Origin of the sequence: Pleurocapsa sp. PCC 7327, assembly GCF_000317025.1 — a bacterium.
Lineage (GTDB): Bacteria > Cyanobacteriota > Cyanobacteriia > Cyanobacteriales > Microcystaceae > Hydrococcus.
On the sequence record NC_019689.1, the window covers coordinates 1,312,626 to 1,331,367 of the forward strand.

Consider the following 18,742-nt stretch of genomic DNA (forward strand, 5'->3'; position numbering starts at 1 on the left):
GCGATGCCCACCCTTGTATCTTAGGCTTTGGCTGTCTTTCGCTGGTTTTGGGTTTTAGTCAAGCCATTTAAGAACATCGGCACGAACTTCTCCACAAATTCTTGGGGATTGCGATTCCATGCGCGTTTTGCAGCTTCAATTCGGATCTCCTGTAATTCGGGAGCAAATAGAGTCTGGGGCAAGCGTTCCATCAGATATTGGGGACGCTCCCAAACAGACATGGTATTGGCAATCTCCATCAGTTTGTTGATTCGGCGAAGTTCTGCACCTGCCATAATATCCATGCCAGCCTCAAAAGCAGCTTGTTCGATTGCTGCATATTTGCGTTTGGCTTGTTCTACTTTAGTTCTGTGTTCTGGGCTTGTTTGGGCAATTTTAGTAAGCCAGCGATTTCCCCAACGAACGTGACCTGCTTCTTCTGGGAAAATCTTTTCTATCGTTTCTCGAATTTTGATATTTTCTTCGGTCTGAGGAGCTTCTTTGAGGGCATGAATATGAGCAGAGAAATACTCACACCCACGCTTTTCAGTGACGTTAATCGATGCTAGAGCAGCAATAATACCTTCCTCCAGTTTGTTTTCTGAGTTGTAGGCATCTTGGTCTAGCAAGCGTTCAAATTCATCAATGTAGGACACGCCTGGAGGCTTGCCAATATCTGCCCCTAGCTCCACTAATAAATCAGTCAACCACATCGCATGGCGAGCTTCCTCAGCAATATGGCGGGACAAATCTTGTACTAATTCTTTCGGCTTACCGTTAAGCCTTTCAATTAAATCGGTGAGATCTTTACAGCTACGTTGTTCGTTATAGCGGTAGCGATTGAGGGTAATCATGTGAATTTCGCGGTTTTCCACGACTCGTTTGAGAATGTCGCGGGCACTCATAGAATTGTTGAATTTGCGGGGATAGGCGACAGTCATGTTCTTTATGTACTTTATGTACTTTTGGAAAACTATTGAGTATTTTAACGAGGTTTTCAGGGAGACGGGGGCTTGACCTTTTTTTCTCGTTGTGGGAGAAACTTTTTAGTAAGGCGATCGCTGCTCTCTATTCATTGAGTCACATCGAGCTAGATCGAATCATCATTTTCTAGGCTACTTTTATTAAGTGGCGATCGCTCGCCAGCATCTGTGACATTTTCTACTGTGCGCTTGGAGCGAGCGCCCAAAACTATTAAATTGTATAAGCTACCGCGACAGTTTGAGACGCTTTGTCATCTACTTTTGTTGTTGTGTTAGCAATTAATGATACTTTCTCTACAATTGCCTTCTCTGCAAGAACAGTTTGCATAAGCTGGACACATAGAAGGTTAAGATTACACCAATAGCGGTTATTTATAATTTGCTCGACTATGTTGGGGACTCCTTTGAATTTAGATGAGTAACGAAACCTATTTGAATCATCCAACATTTGGACTGCTCTACAGAGTATGTCTGCTCGATGAAAACCAAGAAATTTTTACTACTCTCTATGCTCAGCGCCTCTTTTTCTTGGTAACAACGACCTCACAAGGAATCTCCTTTGAAACCATTAGTCGCTCTAATGCTCGCCTGTTGGTAGAAAATCGTCTGCGCCAACTGCGCCGTGCCGAGTCGTCTCAAGAATATAAACAGCTCTATGATATTTATCAGCAAACTTTTCAGTGATTGGTTAGTAGGGGCGAGTTTATCTAAAAATGCGAGAGACTTACCGACACTTAGTCTAAAAAACCCGCCCTTACAGTAGTAATTTTCTCTAATTCCGACTTTCGACTTCCGATTTTTCTATGACGATTGCCCAACGCATCAACCAGATTCGCCAACAGATACCGCCTCAGGTGCGTTTAATCGCCGTCACCAAACAAGTATCGGTAGAGGCGATGCGAGAAGCTTATGCAGCAGGCATACGAGATTTTGGAGAGAATCGCCTACAAGAAGCGTTACTGAAACAGGAGCGACTGCAGAATTTATCTGACATTTGTTGGCATTTTATCGGGCATATACAGGCAAATAAAGCTAAAAAAGTCTTGGAACATTTTCAATGGATTCATTCCGTTGACGATCTTAAAATTGCTCAGCGTCTTAATCGTCTAGCCGCCGAGTTACCCTATCCCCCTCAAGTCTGCCTTCAAGTAAAAGTCTTGCCCGATCCTAATAAATATGGTTGGCAGATCCCCGAATTACTGAGAGCGTTACCCGATTTAGAGCAATGTCATCATCTCAAAATTCAAGGCTTGATGACAATTTTGCCGCTAGGATTATCCCAAGATCAAATTTTAACAGCTTTTCAACAAACCCGCGAACTCGCTCGGACAATCGAGCAGCGATCGCACCTGCGGATGGAGCAGCTGTCGATGGGAATGTCGAACGACTATTTGCTTGCCCTTCAAGCAGGTGCAACTATGATTCGCTTGGGAAGAATTATTTTTGGAGAAAGAACATAAAGATTTAATTAAGAGCGTTTGACAAACCCAAATTAAGACTTTACTGTTTCTTTATAAAACATTAGGCGAGCGCCTAAAATCTGCATGGATTGTCGTGCAATCCGCAAGGTGGTTTTGCCTATTCCTAGAGAGATCTAGAATCAATCGTTCAAGGGAACCAATTATAGAGTTAATACGACTAGATTAGGGAAATTAACCAAATCTAACCTCTGAAAACTCACATTGATTCAGCTTGAGAGATTGTTTAGGCGTTCATCTGTACTAACTAAGTTTTCTTCAGGATAACAGTAAAAGAAAGCGATAGCAACTCAGTAAACTGTCGATTTTTTCCTGTTTCCCGATCTTTCTCTCAAAAATCTCCTAACTAGACTGCCGTAAGGCTTGATTAAATCAAAATCTCAAGTCATAGAGGAATATATACTGTGAATACGATTCTGACAAAGCTAAAAGACTTTGTAGGCATCACTGAGCCTGACGAATACGATGATGGCTACGAGGAATGGGAGCAGTATCCCCATAATGAACCGGAAGAACCCAACGGGATAGCCGAAGAGGAGCCTCAATCTCGCAGACGAAATCGAGAACCTATAAATTTAACTACAGAAACGATAATGGGACCTAGTACGAGAAGTAATGTGATTGGCATGCCAGGAATTACCAACGGGATTGCAGAAGTCGTTGTAATCGAACCGCACTCCTTTGAAGAAATGCCCCAAGTGATTCAAACGCTGCGGGAGCGCAAATCAGTTGTTTTAAATCTCAATGCCATGAATCCGGCAGAAGCGCAACGGGCAGTAGACTTCGTGGCTGGCGGCACATATGCGATCGACGGACATCAAGAACGCATTGGAGAAAGCATTTTTCTATTCACGCCTAACTGCGTTAAAGTCAGTACCCTTTCGGGAACCGTCCACGATGTAGCGGAAATGCCAAAAGCTTCGCCTCGTCCAGCCTCACCTACTCCGGCTTGGGGAGCAGAAGTCAATCGGATTGCTCAGTAAGGATAAAGGAAAAAGGATAAAACCAAACAAAAAGATTAATTCGATTTTTGATTTGCTATCCTTTATCCTCAGTCCTCTATCTTTTAAATTATCAAAATCGGGTGTCTGTTAAATTAGGTATTATCGGCGGCGGGGTAATGGCGGAAGCGATTTTATCCCGCTTGATTACTGCGAAAGTTTACTCGACCTATGAGATATCGGTTAGCGAACCTTTGTCGCAGCGAAGAGATTTTTTGCAACAGAAGTATCGCATTCGAGTCGCTTTTGATAACAAGGCGGCGGCTGCGTCGGAAGTTTTGTTGCTGGCGATTAAACCGCAAGCGTTAGAGGCAGTCGTGTCTGAGTTGGGGGCGCTACAGGAAAAACCATCGCTAGTTATCTCAATTCTGGCTGGCGTTCCCTTAAGTCGTCTAGAGTCAGCCTTTCCAGACAAGCCCGTCATTCGTGCGATGCCCAATACTCCCGCGACGGTAGGTGCGGGAATAACTGCGATCGCACCTGGTAAAAAAGTAGAAAACCATCATCTATCCCTGGCGAGATCTATTTTTGAAGCCGTGGGGCAAGTCGTAGAAGTTTCAGAATCGCTCATGGACGCGGTAACGGGTTTATCGGGATCGGGACCCGCTTATGTCGCGATCGCGATCGAAGCCTTAGCCGATGGGGGAGTTGCTGCTGGATTGCCCCGTGCCGTTGCCTTTCAATTGGCGCTACAAACCGTACTGGGGACGGCAACACTCATCCAGGAATCGCAGCTACATCCAGCCGAATTAAAAGATAGAGTAACCAGTCCCGGTGGAACGACCATTGCTGGGGTAGCGCAGTTGGAGAGGGCTGGTTTTCGTTCGGCTTTGATCGAAGCAGTCCAGGCAGCAACTCGGCGTTCGCAGGAGTTAGGGCGATCGTAGTTACCCGCTTGGGATTTAAATCCCAAGCTAATAGCTTAAATCCTCTTTAGAGGTCTATTAGATAAACAGCTACTTCTGCTTGGGCTTAGCGCCAAAATTCTCAATCAGAATATTTTTCAAGACTGGCAATAAGTCATCGCAGGCAATGCCTTTCTGCACGCAAGTCCCGAGCCGAGCATCCTTGCCGACTTTGCCGCCCATATACAAATCTACGCCTTCTACAGTTTTGCCATCCTTGCGGACTTTCGTGCCCATCAGTCCGATATCGGCAACCTGAGGCTGCCCGCAAGAGTTAGGACACCCTGTCCAATGAATTCGTACCGAACGAGATAATTCTAATTCTTCGTCTAACGCCTTTGCTAAAGCCAGGGCACGATTTTTCGTTTCCACTAGAGCAAAATTGCAAAATTGAGCGCCCGTGCAGGAAACCAAGGCGCGTTCTAGAGGCTTGGGACTAATTGTAAATTTCTGTAGTAGCGGTTCGACTAAAAAGGCATCCAAATTCTCATTGGGAATGTTGGGAATAATCACGTTTTGTTCGACAGTGAGGCGAATTTCTCCACTGCCATAAACTTCTGCCATTCGTGCTAAGTCCAACATATCCCCAGCATACAGTCGTCCCACGGGAACGTGCAAGCCAACGAAGTTAAGACCGGGTTGTTTTTGCGGGAAAATGCCAATAAAATCGCGCTTTTCCCAGTCGATCTGGTCTTTTTGGGCCTCTGTAGCCAGAGGACGACCGAATTGCTTCTCCACCATCGAACGAAATGTTTCTATACCTACTTCGTCAATTAGCCACATCAGTCGTGCTTTCTGGCGATTGGCGCGCAAGCCATGGTCTCGAAAAACGATCAAAATAGCCCTGCATAAATCGACTACATCGTCATTGGGCGGTACCCAAGCATTGAGAGGAATTGCCGCTTCGCAACGTTTAGCCGAGAAAAAGCCGCCGACGAGTACGTTAAAGCCTAACTGTCCCTCTTTATAAGCGGGAACGAAGGCAATATCGTTAATTTCGGCGTGGACTGAGTTATCTCGTCCGCCTTCGATCGCGATATTGAATTTGCGAGGCAGATTGGTAAACTCATAATTGCCCTCGCCGCTATTGGTAATAGCATCTTGAATTTTTTGGACTAACTCGCGGGTATCGATTAACTCATCGGTATCCAGTCCCGCCACCGGAGAACCCGTAATGTTGCGAACGTTATCCATTCCAGACTGCACGGAAGTCATTCCCACAGCTTTGAGACGGCGAACGATATCGGGTACGTCTTCGATGCGAATGCCTCGCAACTGGAAATTTTGTCTGGTGGTGATGTCGGCGTTGCCATCATCGCCGTAGCGCTGGACGATTTCGGCTAGAACTCGCATCTGTTGGCTGGTGAGAATGCCATTGGGAGTCCGCATCCGCATCATGAATTTACCTGGGGTGACGGGACGGTAAAAAATCCCCATCCATTTGAGCCGATGTTCTAAGTCGGTTTTGTCCATGGCTTCCCAGCCAATTTGCGCAAAATGTTCCAGTTCGTCTTTTATTGCTAGTCCGTCTTTTTCTGCTTTAAATTTTTCAAATTTGTTCTGGGTTGCTGCTTCGTCTCGTCGGGGTGCTTGTACCACGGGATAATTCCTCCTTAAGTCCGGTCTGGATTGCTAGATTATTGAATTGACCGAAGTTTTTGCGATCGACGCCTATGAGGGCTTTACCAATATTTTGTTAAGATGTTTGACTCGGTAGCTGTATAGCTTTAAATATTGGAAAACATCTAAGATAGGATAGGTTTGCTATTAATTCATGTAAACATTTAATTAATTTTATCCGGGTAAATTTTGTAATGCTTGTAACGAAAAAGTTTATTTCATGAATAAGCTGCATTCTTAAAGTGCAATATGCGCATAGAAAGCATCCGCTCTCAAGTTCTGTACAATAATCCCGTTACAAAAACAGGAGGGGGATCCCTCCTGTTTTATGTATATTCTTTTGCCTACTAGATTCAGAAACAGGTCGGTTTAATCTTCTGTCGCTGCGATCGCCATTTCTTCGTCTAGAGCAGGAGGAATGTCTGCCTCGTCAACAACTTTTTCTTGCGCTTCAGCCAACAACTTCTGACGGTACTTCTCAGCCATTTCTTCGGCTTTCTCGAAGACTATTTGGCGATTTTTGAGCATATCGCCAGGTTCTGGTTCTAGCTGTTTGGTCGATAGCGAAATTCGCCCTCTGTTCGCATCTAGGTCGATGATCATCACTTTTAATTCATCGTTGACGTTAAAGACGCTGTGAGGCGTATCGATATGGTCGTGAGAAATTTCTGAGATATGCAGTAACCCACTGACCCCGCCAATGTCGATAAAGGCACCGTAGGGCTTGATTCCTCTCACCGTTCCCGTGACGACTTGACCGACTTCTAAACCGTGCATCTTGCGTTCTACTAAGGCGCGGCGATGGCTTAACACCAGTCGATTTCGTTCTTCATCAACTTCAAGAAATTTTAAGGGCAGTTCTTGACCGACCAAATCTTCTTTGGCTTCGCGGGCGCTGATATGAGAACCGGGAATGAATCCTCGCAATCCTTCAATTCTGACTAAAGCACCGCCACGATTGGTGGCAAAGACGTTGGCGCGTACTGTAGCGTCTTCTGCTTGCAGTTGACGCACCCTTTCCCATGCCCGCATATATTCGATGCGACGAATAGAAAGGGTTAACTGTCCGTCTTCATTTTCGTCGGTCAAGATAAAGAATTCCCGCGTCTCGTTTGGTTGCAAAACCTCTACAGGGTCGTCAACTCGATTGATTGACATTTCCTGAATAGGAATGAAGGCTGCTGTTTTTGCCCCAATATCAATCAGCGCCCCTTTAGGTTCCATACTAAACACCGTGCCCGGTACGATATCCCCAGGACTGAAGTGATAGTCATATTTGTCGAGAAGGGCGGCAAAATCTTCGTGGGTAAAACCGATCTCTTTAGTAGCTGTTTTTTTCTGACTGACCATGTACGTTTTTCAGTTATCTCCTTGTGTTGCTATGCCTCCTGTTGATGTACACTCACTTTAATTGCGTGCAGCCTACACCTAATATTATGTTGTACCTTTTACCCATTGGTTTGACAGGTTCTTCAGATAGTTCGCACAGTAACCTTTTTTTAATAATTCAGGTAGCCATCCCTCTTAAAAAGATTCATTTATTTATCTTAGCGGTTTTCGGCTGCATTAATTGGGTGCATATCAGAGCGAGGAATTTTATATTATATTCTTATTCTAAGAAGAAGTCACTATCGATGAAGAATCTTTTAAGTCTGACTCCTCTAGGACAGGCTCGTGCGAGTCTTTTGCGTCTTGCGTCACCTCCGCCGGACTTTGGAGCCGCTCCAAGGTCTTTACGAAATCCTTAATCCCCTTAAACTTGCCATATACGGAAGCAAAGCGAACATAAGCGACCTCGTTTTCGTGACGTAGGTATTGAAGAACTAACTGTCCGATTTCTTGACTGGTTACTTCTCGCTCGGAACGCTGCTGAAGTCGGGCTTCGATTTCATTGACGATCGCTTCGAGTCGTTCGAGAGGAATACCCGTTTTTTCACAAGCGCGGATTATCCCTCGCAAAAGCTTAGCACGCTCAAAATATTCTCGATGACCGTCTTGTTTGACCACTTTGATGGGAACGGATTCGACTCGTTCGTAAGTTGTGAATCGACCTTTACATCGCAAACATTCTCTACGTCGCCGAATACTTTGTCCCTCTTCTGTGGAACGCGATTCTAAAACTCGGCTATCGGTGTGCTGGCAATAAGGACATAACATGAGCTTGTTTGGGGTGGGTTGCCATCCGCAAAGCGATGACTTAGGAAATCGCTTGCTATATATTTTTCAAGCAAGAAAACAAAAAGCCGAGCCGTTGCCTATTTTCTCTCAAAAGTGAGAAATAGATAGTAGCGGCTCAAGAAGGTTATGTAATATTAAAATGTTATGCAGGTTAGTAATCTGGGACTATTTTTCGATGCGAGGGGGTTCCCGAAACGCGATCGCAAAGAAGATCACCGCGAGTGCCATGGCGACGACTAAGATATAAGCAACGCTTTCCATATCAAGACTTCCTAAAAATGCTTTAGTTAATAGTGTATCAAAAAGTTGCCTGGCGTGAATTTAGAATTAGTAGAGACGTTCTCTGGAACGTCTCTATTCTTCTAAAGGGTTGGTACGAAATGATAGGGACTCGTTAATTTATCTAACTGCTGCACCAACAAACTCAGGAATAATCCCACGTCAGTCACAATGCCGATAGACTCGACCGAACCGCGATCGCTCAGTTTCGTTACCACAGCTGGGTTAATGTCTACGCAGACCATCTTCACGCCAGCGGGGGTCATATTGCCAACCCCTATCGAGTGCAACATGCTTGAGAGCATGAGAATCATTTCCGCCCCTTGCAGCAGTCGCGCGTATTCTGCTTGCGCTTTAATTAAATCCATTTCCGTATCGGGAAGGGGACCATCGTCGCGAATCGATCCTGCCAAACAGAAAGGAACGTTATTCTTGACGCATTCGTACATGACCCCTTTAGTCAGAACGCCCTGCTCGACTGCTTTGGCGATGCTGCCGCAACGACGGATAGTATTGATAACTTTGAGGTGATGGCGATGTCCGCCGCGTACCGGCACGCCCCGTTGCATATCCACGCCGAGAGAAGTACCCATCATCGCTTGTTCGATATCGTGAACCGCGATCGCATTTCCTCCTAGGAGAACGTGGACGTATCCTTCGCGGATTAAGCGAGAGAGATGCTGAGCGCCTCCGGTATGAATGACCACCGGACCCGCCGTAACCACTACTTTCCCGCCGCGATCGCGAATTTTGCGCAGTTCCCAGGCAATTTGTTCGACGACCAATTCGACGCGGCGTTCGCTGGAAACCCCTCCCGACATAAAGGCAAATTCCTGGTGGCTATTGCGTTGTTCGCGCGATTCGGGTTTGCGAGGATTGCGAATCCCTTCTACTCCGACGATAACGCGATCGCCGACTTTAAGATCCCGTAGGAGCTTACAACGAGCGGTCAGACCATCAGGGGTTGGCTCTACGACGATTGCGGCATCCATGCGCTGCTTTTGTACTTTCACCCACTCGCAATTGACGCGCACTTCGGTAGGATAGATAGTCGTGACGTAGAAGTCATCGGGTGCGACTCCATCTTGGGTAACGACTTCAGTATTAACGTCGCAAACTTCTTGAGGCGGGGCGACGGCACCGATTTCGATCAACTGGGTCATGATGTCTTCCATGATCTCATGGGAAGGCGCCGAGACTCTGACTTCTGCCGAAGAGGTGCTCTGTCGTTCTATGCCGAGATTAAAATTGAGAACCTTAAAACTGCCGCCATTTTCGACCACTAAATCGAGGGCTTGGTTCATGATCCCTGCATCGAGGAGATGTCCTTCGAGCCTAATAATGCGGCTCTCGACGGGTTCGTTGGCATGAACGTAATCGAGAACGGGTTCGGTGACGCGCAAGGTTAAGCACTTTGCCGCACCGCCTGCTTTGAGAAATTCTGTCAGGGGTGTTTCTATCACCTCAAACCCAATCTCGGTAAGCCTTTGTTTGAGACTGTCGCTCGCCTTGTTCAGGACGATGGTTGAGTTAATATTGACCGCATTGCAGGCGAAATTGACCGCATCGGGTTCGTCGATCGCGATTCGCTTCTCTGCTGGGACGCGCAGTTCGATTAGGCGATTGGAGTAGGAATCAAATGCAGGAGGATAGTAGAGCAAATAGCCGCCCGTCAGGGGACAGAAACAAGTATCCAAGTGATAGAAGCGTTCGTCTACCAAACGCAGAGACAATACCTCAATATCTAGCCATTTAGCGAGGTAAGGATGGGAATCGAGTTCGGTCCGAAAGCCGTATCCCGCCCACAACCAACGTCCTTCGCGATCGAATAGGGCATCTCCGGCTCCTTCAAAGGGCAAGTCTTGAGGAAGTTCGTAAACCGCAAAGCCATTTTCCTCAAACCACTGTTTGAAGTAAGGTTCTTCCCCTTGGCGTTCTTTGTGCAAAAAGCGGCTGAGGACGACGTTATTGCCCAAAACCAGTCCAGCATTAGCAGTGAATACCATGTCGGGCCAACCCTTTTGAGGAGGCACTAGCTCGACGATCGCTCGATCTTTGATAACGCGATAGAGTTTTTGCCACTGCTCGACGGCGCGATCGCGCGAGGATTTGTGAATGTTGCCCTCCATCCACGGATTGATGACGTAATCTACGTCGTAGTGGTCGGGGGCACACATCAGGAAGCGAATTGTTTCTGCCATAATCAATAATTGATAAACCTCTCAAGAACTTTAAATAGCTCAGTCTGCTCTAGTGACTTTCAAGCTTATTTCTAGAAACGTTTGCGCTAACCAGAAAATTCGATTTGACAAACCAATCTTTCATTATAGGCGATGAATTTGCCTTCGGGCAAAGCTAAGCTTTGGCTGGGGGTTCGAGCGCACGATAAGCCAAAATTGCGATCGCCGCCCATGCAGGTCTATCTTGAAAAAGATTTCAGGATCGAAAGAGAGAGTCACAATAGAAATAAAGTCCGCACTTTGAATTTTAGGAAGAAGGGACTATGACTACTACTCTATCTGCTCCTGGCTCTATTGAATCTTGGCTGGGAAACGAAGCAGAAAGTTTATTGACCTATAAAGCAAAGATTCCTCAATCGCTGTTGCACCTGCCCGGACCTGATTTTATCGACAGAATCTTGGCTAGTAGCGATCGCAATCCCCAAGTTCTCCGCAGCCTTCAGCAAATCTACTCGACAGGACGACTTGCCAACACGGGCTATATTTCTATTCTGCCCGTCGATCAGGGCATCGAACATTCCGCCGCCGCTTCTTTTGCCCCCAATCCGATCTACTTCGATCCAGAAAATATTATCAAACTCGCGATCGAAGGCGGTTGCAACGCGGTAGCGACAACTTTAGGAGTTTTAGGGATGATGTCGCGCAAATACGCCCACCGCATCCCCTTTATCGTCAAACTCAATCACAACGAACTGTTGACTTATCCCAACCCCTCCGATCAGATTTTGTTCGCCAGCGTCGAACAAGCTTGGAATCTGGGTGCTGTAGCAGTTGGGGCAACAATTTATTTTGGTTCGCCAGAATCGAGCCGTCAAATTCAGGAAGTCAGCAAAGCTTTTGCCCGCGCCCACGAACTGGGCATGGTAACGATTCTCTGGTGCTACCTGCGTAACGATGTTTTTAAACAAGATAAAGATTACCATGTCGCTGCCGACTTAACGGGTCAAGCCAATCACATGGGAGTCACCATTGAAGCAGATCTCATCAAGCAAAAACTGCCAGAAAATAATCGGGGTTACGAAGCCGTTGCCAAAGCAACCGGCAGAAAATACGGCAGAACCGACGAGCGAGTCTATAGCGAACTCACTAGCGACCATCCCATCGATCTGACTCGCTATCAAGTTCTCAACTGCTATTGCGGTCGCAGCGGTTTGATCAATTCCGGCGGCGCATCCGGGAAAAATGACTTTGCCGAAGCCGTTCGCACTGCAGTAATTAACAAACGGGCGGGGGGTTGCGGATTGATATCCGGTCGCAAAACCTTCCAGCGTCCTTTTGAGGAAGGAGTTAAGTTATTCCATGCGATTCAAGATGTCTATCTCTCTCCAGAAGTAACGATTGCATAAACTATACGGGATTGGGCAATTAGATCCCGATCCCTGAATCTCAAAAATCTAAGATTATCCAATCCTTCCACTAACATATTCTCTGGTTTGCTTGTGGGAAGGATCGGAAAACATTATCGAGGTCTTGTTAAACTCCAGCATTTCGCCTAGATACATAAATGCCGTGAAGTCAGATAATCTGGCTGCCTGCTGCATGCTGTGAGTAACGATCGCAATGGTCACTCGTTTTTTTAGTTCGCTTACCAGTTCTTCAATACTAGAAGTTGCGATCGGATCCAGAGCAGAGGTCGGTTCGTCGAAAAGAATCATTTCGGGATCGGTCACTAAAGCGCGAGCAATGCACAAACGCTGCTGCTGACCCCCAGATAAATTATAAGCCGATTCGTGCAAGCGATCTTTCACCTCATCCCATAAAGCAGCTTCTTTGAGAGAATCTTCAACTTTTTCATCAATCAGACTGCGCTTCTTTTCGCCTCGAACTCGCAAACCATAGGCAACATTTTCATAGATAGATTTAGGAAAAGGATTGGGTTTTTGAAATACCATACTGACTCGCATGCGGACTTCTATTGGATCGACCTGACGACCCAGGATATTGATAGAGTCAATGAGGATTTCTCCTTCGTAGCGATTGCCGGGGTAAAGGTCGTGCATGCGATTGAAACATCGCAGCAAAGTGGTTTTACCGCACCCAGACGGACCGATCAAAGCCGTTACTTGTTTTTCTGGTATAGCCAAATTGATGTTTTTTAAGGCATGAAATGAACCATAGTAAAAATTGAGGTTAGTCACCTTAGCTTTGGGTTCGAGCGCAACTAAATTAGATTGTTGCTCGCTGTTTTTTTCTACCATTTGATACCTTGACGAAAACGATAGCGAAGATAAATAGCCAGACCGTTCATGCCAAGCGTCATGAGAGTCAGCACGGTACCTGCGGCTGCCGCGTTTAACTGAAAGGCGGGTTCGGGACGAGATACCCAGTTAAACATTTGAATGGGCATGACGGTAAAAGGCGCTTGCAGCCAGGCAAAAGAAAGATAGGGGAATTCGCTTTTAAAAGGAGGATCTGGCAAAAAAGCAATGAAGGTCAGCGCACCAATAGTTATCACGGGAGCAGTTTCTCCAATTGCCCGCGATAAACCTATGATTATGCCCGTAAGAATACTCCCAAACGAGTAAGGGAGAGTGTGATCCCAGACCATTTGCCATTTACTGGCTCCCACTGCATAGGCAGCTTCTCGCAGACTATTGGGAATAGCGCGAATTGCCTCGCGGGTTGTGACAATCACAACGGGCAGAATTAACAAGGCTAGCGTTAATCCTGCCGCCAGAATGCTCTCCCCCAAATTAAATTGATAGACAAACACGCCAAGGGCTAACAACCCGTAGACAATCGAGGGAACGCCAGCGAGATTGGTGACGTTAATTTCAATAATGTCGGTAATCCAGTTTTTGCGAGCGTATTCCTCTAAATAAATCCCCGAAGCAATGCCTAAAGGAATTGCTGCTATGGCAGTGACCAGCATCACTAAACTCGTTCCTACCCAAGCTGAGAGAATACCAGATTCTTCTGGACGGCGACTGGGAAAAGAAATAAAAAATTGTGGCGTCAGGCGCGATGCACCATCAATAGCCATTTGGATCGTCAGTCCTAGTAGGATTAAAATTGACACCAAAATTGTCGTCAAACCGATGATGGCAAAAATAGTATTAACTAACTGACGACGATTAATATCCGCTCGAATTTGCTCTAAATTTCCTATTGACATAGTCACTGTTTTCAGAACTCGGAATTTTAATAAATTTCTCGATAGCGCTTGGCGAGAAAATGTCCGATGATATTTAAGACCAAAGTCATCAACACCAAAGTCAGCCCAGAGGCAAAAATGGTTTGATACTCTAGACTACCGTGAGGCAAATCCCCAAGACTTACCTGTACTATATAAGCTGTGATGGTGGCAGCTTGATCGAAAGGGTTCCAGGTGAGATTGGGCTGAAGTCCGGCAGCAATGGCAACGATCATAGTTTCGCCGACAGCGCGGGAAATTCCCAAGATGTAAGCAGCACTAATCCCAGAAATTGCTGCCGGAAAAATGACTTGCAAGGCGGTTTGTAGGCGAGTTGCTCCCATTGCATAGGAGCCTTCCCGCAATTTTAAAGGAACAGCTCGCATTGCATCTTCGCTAATAGAACTAATCAAGGGAACGATCATTAACCCCATCACTAGCCCAGCGCTTAACATATTAAACCCAGGTAGGTCTGGAAAAATCTTCTGCAATAGCGGCGTAACAAACAGAAGAGCAAAATAACCATAAACGACGGTGGGAATAGCTGCTAATAACTCTAAGGCAGGTTTGATGGTTTCGCGCAATCGAGAAGGAGCAAATTCGCTTAAGTAAATCGCCGCAATTGTCCCTAACGGAATGGCGACTATCATCGCAACCGCTGATGTTACCAACGTTCCTGATAGCAATGGCAGAATTCCGTAATGGGGATCCGCAAATAGCGGACTCCATTGAGTATCTGTGAGAAATTCCGTTATGGGAATTTTTTTAAAGAAGTTGACGGATTCACCGATGAGAACGTCGAGAATTCCAAAGGTCGTAGCAATCGAGGAAAAGGCTGCCAAAAACAAGATCGATTCAATTGCCCCTTCTCGCACATTCCTTACCAGCTTGCGATAGCTTCTCTGTGCCTTATCTAGGTATAGCTGTTTTTCAGTCATAAAATTATTCGCCAATAAAAACCATGAGGTATCAGAGTAATGAGGACGGAAAAATAATTGATTTCTCCGTCCTTTTTCTTAATCTTCAAATAATATTGATTATTATCTGGCTTCTAGTCGAAGAAGGTCTTCAATTCTGACTCCTACTGTTTCCCGTCCAACAAAGACGCTACCCATCTTGTTGTTTTTGAAGTTGTTCATGGCTAATTGATAGGCTTGTGCTGGCAGAGGAACATAGCCAACTTCTTGAGCCAACTTGCCAACGTTGGTGAGATAATACTCGACAAACTGCTTCACTTCAGGTCGTTGAACCGCTTTTGAACTGACATAAATAAATAGGGGTCGAGACAAGGGTTGGTAGGTTCCGTTTTGCACGGTTGAAATAGAAGGACTTACAGCTCCCTTGCCATTATCGATCGCAACCGCCTTCAACTTGTCTTTGTTACCTTCGTAGTATGCCATGCCAAAGTAGCCCAAAGCGTTTTTATCGCGGGCAACCCCTTGGACGAGGACGTTGTCATCTTCACTTGGGGTATAGTCAGTTCGACTTGCTCCCTCTTTGCCAACAATAGCGTCTGTGAAGTAGTCAAATGTACCGGAGTCTGCACCCGGCCCAAATAATTTTATAGGGGCATTGGGCCAATTCGAGCGCACTTGATTCCAAGTTTTGATTTTTCCTTGAGCGCTTGGCTCCCAAATTTTCTTGATCTCGGCTACGCTCATGCTAGTTACCCAGTTGTTTTGTTTGTTAACAACGACGGTTAGAGCATCGTAGGCAACTGGTAGTTCGATATAGTTAATACCAGCCGCTTTACATGCCTGTATCTCTTCATCCTTGATTGGTCGGGAGGCGTTAGAGATATCTGTCTGCCCGGAACAAAACTTTTTGAATCCGCCACCCGTTCCAGAAAGCCCCACAGTTACGCGGACAGCACCCTGTCTAGCTTTTTGGAAATCTTCGGCAACTGCCTCGGTGATGGGATAGACCGTGCTGGAACCATCAATTTTGATTGTTGGCTGATTTTGGGATTGAACCGCAGGCACTGTCACTACTAGAATAGCAGTGACGACTGCTAAGGCGATTGCCATCATCCAACGCTTGAATTTAAAATTTATTGTTTTTGTCTTCATGTTTTGTTTCGATAACAAAATTTATTTTGTCAAGTAGATATTAGCTGATTTTTTCTTTATTTTATTCAAAAATTTTTATTGTAATCATTAAGAGTTATTTAACAAAAGTTTAAGTAAAGTTTAATTGATTATCAAATTTGTCATAATGAATTTAGCCAGCTATCAAATGAAATAACTGCTATTTGTTTTATGAAATTAGAGTTTTTTTGAAAAAAAAGTTAAATCTGAAATCGAACCTTGAATTTGATTAGTAGCGAGATCTCTTTAATGGTTTTATTTTTATTTTCTCCGATCGAGAAATTGTCAGAAAAAGCAATAACTATTATTGTTTATTAGCGATCGCTAAAAATTCATAATTCATAAATAATAAAATCCATTAGCTTGAAAACATTAAAGCGATCGCGCTTAAATGCTTCGGAAAAAAATATCCGCCTTCTAAAAGACTAGAGGCGGATAGGCTAAATCTAGAAAATGATAATTTAATTGGCACTAACGGCTAGCAACCACAACGTCGAGCGGCTGGGAAGCGAAAACCTTTACTTCGCCTCGATCGCCTGCATCGGCGATTGCAGTGTCTCCATCTTTAATCCGACCGGAGAGGATAGCTTCAGCCAAACTATCTTCCAGCAGTCTCATAATGGCACGGCGCAGAGGTCGAGCGCCATAGCTGGGATTATATCCTTCTTGAACGACGAGCGCTTTAAACGCCTCGGTTACTTCTAAGGTAATATCTCGTTGTTCCTTCAATTGAGCCGCTACTTCCTTAAGCAAGATATCGGCAATTTGTTGCACTTCTGATTTCGTCAGTTGACGGAAGACGATGATATCGTCGAGACGGTTGAGAAACTCAGGACGGAAATATTGCTTGAGTTCGTCGTTGACTAAGCCGCGAATGCGATCGTAAGCTGCTTCAGCGCGGTCTTCAGCCATCTCAAAACCAAATCCGCTTCCTCCCTTTTCAATGACCTTAGAGCCGATATTCGAGGTCATGATGACGAGGGTGTTTTTGAAGTCTACCGTGCGTCCTTTGGCATCGGTCAGACGACCGTCATCCAAAAGCTGCAAGAGCATGTTAAAGACATCGGGATGAGCCTTTTCGATTTCATCGAAGAGGATGACCGTGTAAGGTTGACGGCGGACGGCTTCGGTGAGTTGTCCTCCCTCCTCGTAACCGATGTATCCCGGCGGCGAACCAATCAGCTTGGAAACGGTATGGGATTCCATGAATTCCGACATGTCGAGTCGAATCATAGAATCTGGGGAACCGAAGAGATAGGTCGCCAATGCTTTTGCCAGTTCGGTTTTGCCAACTCCAGTCGGTCCGGCAAAGATGAAACTCGCAATCGGTCGGTTGGGATCTTTCAAGCCTACTCTGGCGCGACGAATGGCACGAGAAACGGCTTCGATCGCTTGCTCTTGTCCGATGATGCGTTCGTGCAGCCTTGCTTCTAGATGCAATAACGAATGGGACTCCGATTCTGCGATCTTGGTAACAGGAATTCCCGTCCAAGAAGCGACGATTTGAGCGATTTCCTCTTCGTCTACCACGGGAACGAGCGATTGAGGGTTAATAACGGGAGCATCGAATTCTCCTTCATCCTTCCTTGTCCGTCCTCTGTTCCTAGAAAAATGTCTGAGATGGACGCGAGAACCCGCTTCGTCGATAAGGTCGATCGCTTTATCGGGAAGGAAGCGATCTGAGATATAGCGATCTGCCAGTTTAGCAGCGGCTTCGATCGCGCGATCGCTGAATTTAACTTTGTGGTGTTCTTCGTAGTTTTTCCGCAATCCGCGCAGAATTTCAATCGTTTCTTCGACGGAAGGTTCGCCGACCATAATCGGTTGAAAACGACGCTCTAGGGCAGGATCGCGCTCGATATGCTGGCGATATTCATCGAGAGTCGTCGTTCCCAAGCATTGCAATTCGCCTCTGGCAAGAGCGGGTTTGAGCATGTTAGCTGCATCCATTGCCCCACCCATTGCTCCAGCACCGACTAGGTTATGAATTTCGTCGATGACGAGGATAATATTTCCGGCTTTGCGGACTTCCTCGACAACGGCTTTGACGCGCTCTTCAAACTCGCCTCGGAAGCGGGTTCCGGCAAGCATTAACCCCATATCGAGGCTAATGACATGCTTGTCTTTGAGGATTTCGGGAACGTCTCCGTTGACGATGCGTTGAGCGAGTCCCTCCGCGATCGCGGTTTTTCCCACTCCCGGTTCGCCCACCAGAACGGGGTTATTCTTGGTACGGCGACCTAAGACTTGAATGGTCCGCTCGACTTCTTTAGTCCGTCCGACAACCGGATCGAGCAGGCCTTCGGCAGCGAGTTTGGTGAGATCGGTTCCGAACTCTTCCAAAGCAGCGCGTGGCTGCGATTGGCGACCAAAGATCGGGGGGTTTTCTTGCGCTCCCACGGCAGCGGTGACCTTTTCTCCGGCTTTTTTAATCAGTTCCGTCCGCAGTTTGGCGAGATCGATGCCTTGCCGAACGAGAACTTTTGCGGCTACCGTATCTGGAGCGGCAGCGATCGCTAGTAGAATATGCTCTGACCCAATTGATTTATCGCCTAAGTTACGAGCTTCCTGGAGCGCTTGCTCGAAAATGTGTTTGACTGTTGGGGTAAAGGGAATATTTGTAGGGCTGTATCCAGGACCTTTGCCCGTTAATTCTTCAATGATCCGTCGCGTGTCTAGAAGGTTAATACCCAGATCTTGCAGGACTGTTGCAGCGATCGCGGTTTCTTCGCCAATTAATCCCAACAGAAGATGCTCGCTGCCTACTAAGTTGTGCCCGGCACGACGAGCCTCTTCTTGAGCTAAGATAATGGCTTTGATGGCTTTTTCGTTGAAGTATTCAAACACGATCTGAGCACT

Annotated in this window: 16 protein-coding genes; 5 read left to right on the forward strand and 11 right to left on the reverse strand. The window is 46.1% G+C overall.

Going from position 1 to position 18,742, the window contains the following annotated elements:
* Positions 1-20: 20 nt before the first annotated feature.
* Positions 21-920: a ferritin-like domain-containing protein gene (locus PLE7327_RS05880; protein ID WP_015142940.1), complete on the reverse strand. Its 900-nt coding sequence runs from the start codon at positions 918-920 to the stop codon at positions 21-23.
* Between the two features lie 456 nt (positions 921-1,376).
* Between PLE7327_RS05880 and pipX the strand changes: the two genes are divergently transcribed.
* From pipX to proC, 4 genes are all read left to right on the forward strand, one after another.
* Complete coding sequence (gene pipX, locus PLE7327_RS05885; RefSeq protein WP_015142941.1) at positions 1,377-1,646, forward strand: transcriptional coactivator PipX; 270 nt, start codon at positions 1,377-1,379, stop codon at positions 1,644-1,646.
* A gap of 119 nt (positions 1,647-1,765) precedes the next feature.
* On the forward strand, positions 1,766-2,422 hold the full coding sequence (locus tag PLE7327_RS05890; protein ID WP_015142942.1) for a YggS family pyridoxal phosphate-dependent enzyme: 657 nt from the start codon (positions 1,766-1,768) through the stop codon (positions 2,420-2,422).
* A 422-nt stretch (positions 2,423-2,844) separates the two neighbouring features.
* Positions 2,845-3,423: a cell division protein SepF gene (locus tag PLE7327_RS05895; RefSeq protein WP_015142943.1), complete on the forward strand. Its 579-nt coding sequence runs from the start codon at positions 2,845-2,847 to the stop codon at positions 3,421-3,423.
* A 101-nt stretch (positions 3,424-3,524) separates the two neighbouring features.
* Positions 3,525-4,328, forward strand: coding sequence for a pyrroline-5-carboxylate reductase (gene proC, locus PLE7327_RS05900; RefSeq protein ID WP_041391885.1), 804 nt, complete (start codon positions 3,525-3,527; stop codon positions 4,326-4,328).
* A gap of 69 nt (positions 4,329-4,397) precedes the next feature.
* Here proC and PLE7327_RS05905 read toward each other — a convergent pair whose 3' ends face one another.
* The 5 genes from PLE7327_RS05905 to PLE7327_RS05925 form a co-directional block, all read right to left on the reverse strand.
* On the reverse strand, positions 4,398-5,945 hold the full coding sequence (locus PLE7327_RS05905; RefSeq protein ID WP_015142945.1) for a ferredoxin--nitrite reductase: 1,548 nt from the start codon (positions 5,943-5,945) through the stop codon (positions 4,398-4,400).
* 390 nt (positions 5,946-6,335) lie between these two features.
* Positions 6,336-7,316: a 30S ribosomal protein S1 gene (locus PLE7327_RS05910; RefSeq protein ID WP_015142947.1), complete on the reverse strand. Its 981-nt coding sequence runs from the start codon at positions 7,314-7,316 to the stop codon at positions 6,336-6,338.
* A gap of 264 nt (positions 7,317-7,580) precedes the next feature.
* On the reverse strand, positions 7,581-8,123 hold the full coding sequence (gene nrdR, locus PLE7327_RS05915) for a transcriptional regulator NrdR (protein ID WP_015142948.1): 543 nt from the start codon (positions 8,121-8,123) through the stop codon (positions 7,581-7,583).
* 186 nt (positions 8,124-8,309) lie between these two features.
* The gene (locus PLE7327_RS05920; protein WP_015142949.1) at positions 8,310-8,405 is read right to left on the reverse strand and encodes a photosystem II reaction center protein T; all 96 of its coding nucleotides are present in this window, start codon (positions 8,403-8,405) and stop codon (positions 8,310-8,312) included.
* Positions 8,406-8,506: 101 nt separating this feature from the next.
* Positions 8,507-10,624, reverse strand: coding sequence for a TIGR00300 family protein (locus tag PLE7327_RS05925; RefSeq protein ID WP_015142950.1), 2,118 nt, complete (start codon positions 10,622-10,624; stop codon positions 8,507-8,509).
* Positions 10,625-10,926: 302 nt separating this feature from the next.
* Here PLE7327_RS05925 and PLE7327_RS05930 point away from each other — a divergent pair, with 302 nt between their 5' ends.
* Positions 10,927-12,009 (forward strand): class I fructose-bisphosphate aldolase, encoded by a 1,083-nt coding sequence (locus PLE7327_RS05930; RefSeq protein WP_015142951.1) that lies wholly within the window; start codon positions 10,927-10,929, stop codon positions 12,007-12,009.
* Positions 12,010-12,063: 54 nt separating this feature from the next.
* On the opposite strand, the gene pstB is transcribed toward PLE7327_RS05930, so the two are convergent.
* The 5 genes from pstB to PLE7327_RS05955 all read right to left on the reverse strand — a co-directional run bounded on the left by pstB (position 12,064) and on the right by PLE7327_RS05955 (position 18,730).
* Complete coding sequence (gene pstB, locus PLE7327_RS05935; RefSeq protein ID WP_015142952.1) at positions 12,064-12,861, reverse strand: phosphate ABC transporter ATP-binding protein PstB; 798 nt, start codon at positions 12,859-12,861, stop codon at positions 12,064-12,066.
* Entirely contained in the window at positions 12,855-13,778 is a 924-nt protein-coding gene (pstA, locus tag PLE7327_RS05940; RefSeq protein ID WP_015142953.1) for a phosphate ABC transporter permease PstA, read from the reverse strand. The genes pstB and pstA overlap by 7 nt, the downstream gene beginning before the upstream one ends.
* Before the next feature lie 26 nt (positions 13,779-13,804).
* Positions 13,805-14,734, reverse strand: coding sequence for a phosphate ABC transporter permease subunit PstC (pstC, locus tag PLE7327_RS05945; protein ID WP_015142954.1), 930 nt, complete (start codon positions 14,732-14,734; stop codon positions 13,805-13,807).
* A gap of 102 nt (positions 14,735-14,836) precedes the next feature.
* Positions 14,837-15,865, reverse strand: coding sequence for a PstS family phosphate ABC transporter substrate-binding protein (locus tag PLE7327_RS05950; RefSeq protein WP_041391887.1), 1,029 nt, complete (start codon positions 15,863-15,865; stop codon positions 14,837-14,839).
* A gap of 489 nt (positions 15,866-16,354) precedes the next feature.
* Positions 16,355-18,730 (reverse strand): ATP-dependent Clp protease ATP-binding subunit, encoded by a 2,376-nt coding sequence (locus PLE7327_RS05955; protein WP_041392864.1) that lies wholly within the window; start codon positions 18,728-18,730, stop codon positions 16,355-16,357.
* Positions 18,731-18,742: the final 12 nt, after the last annotated feature.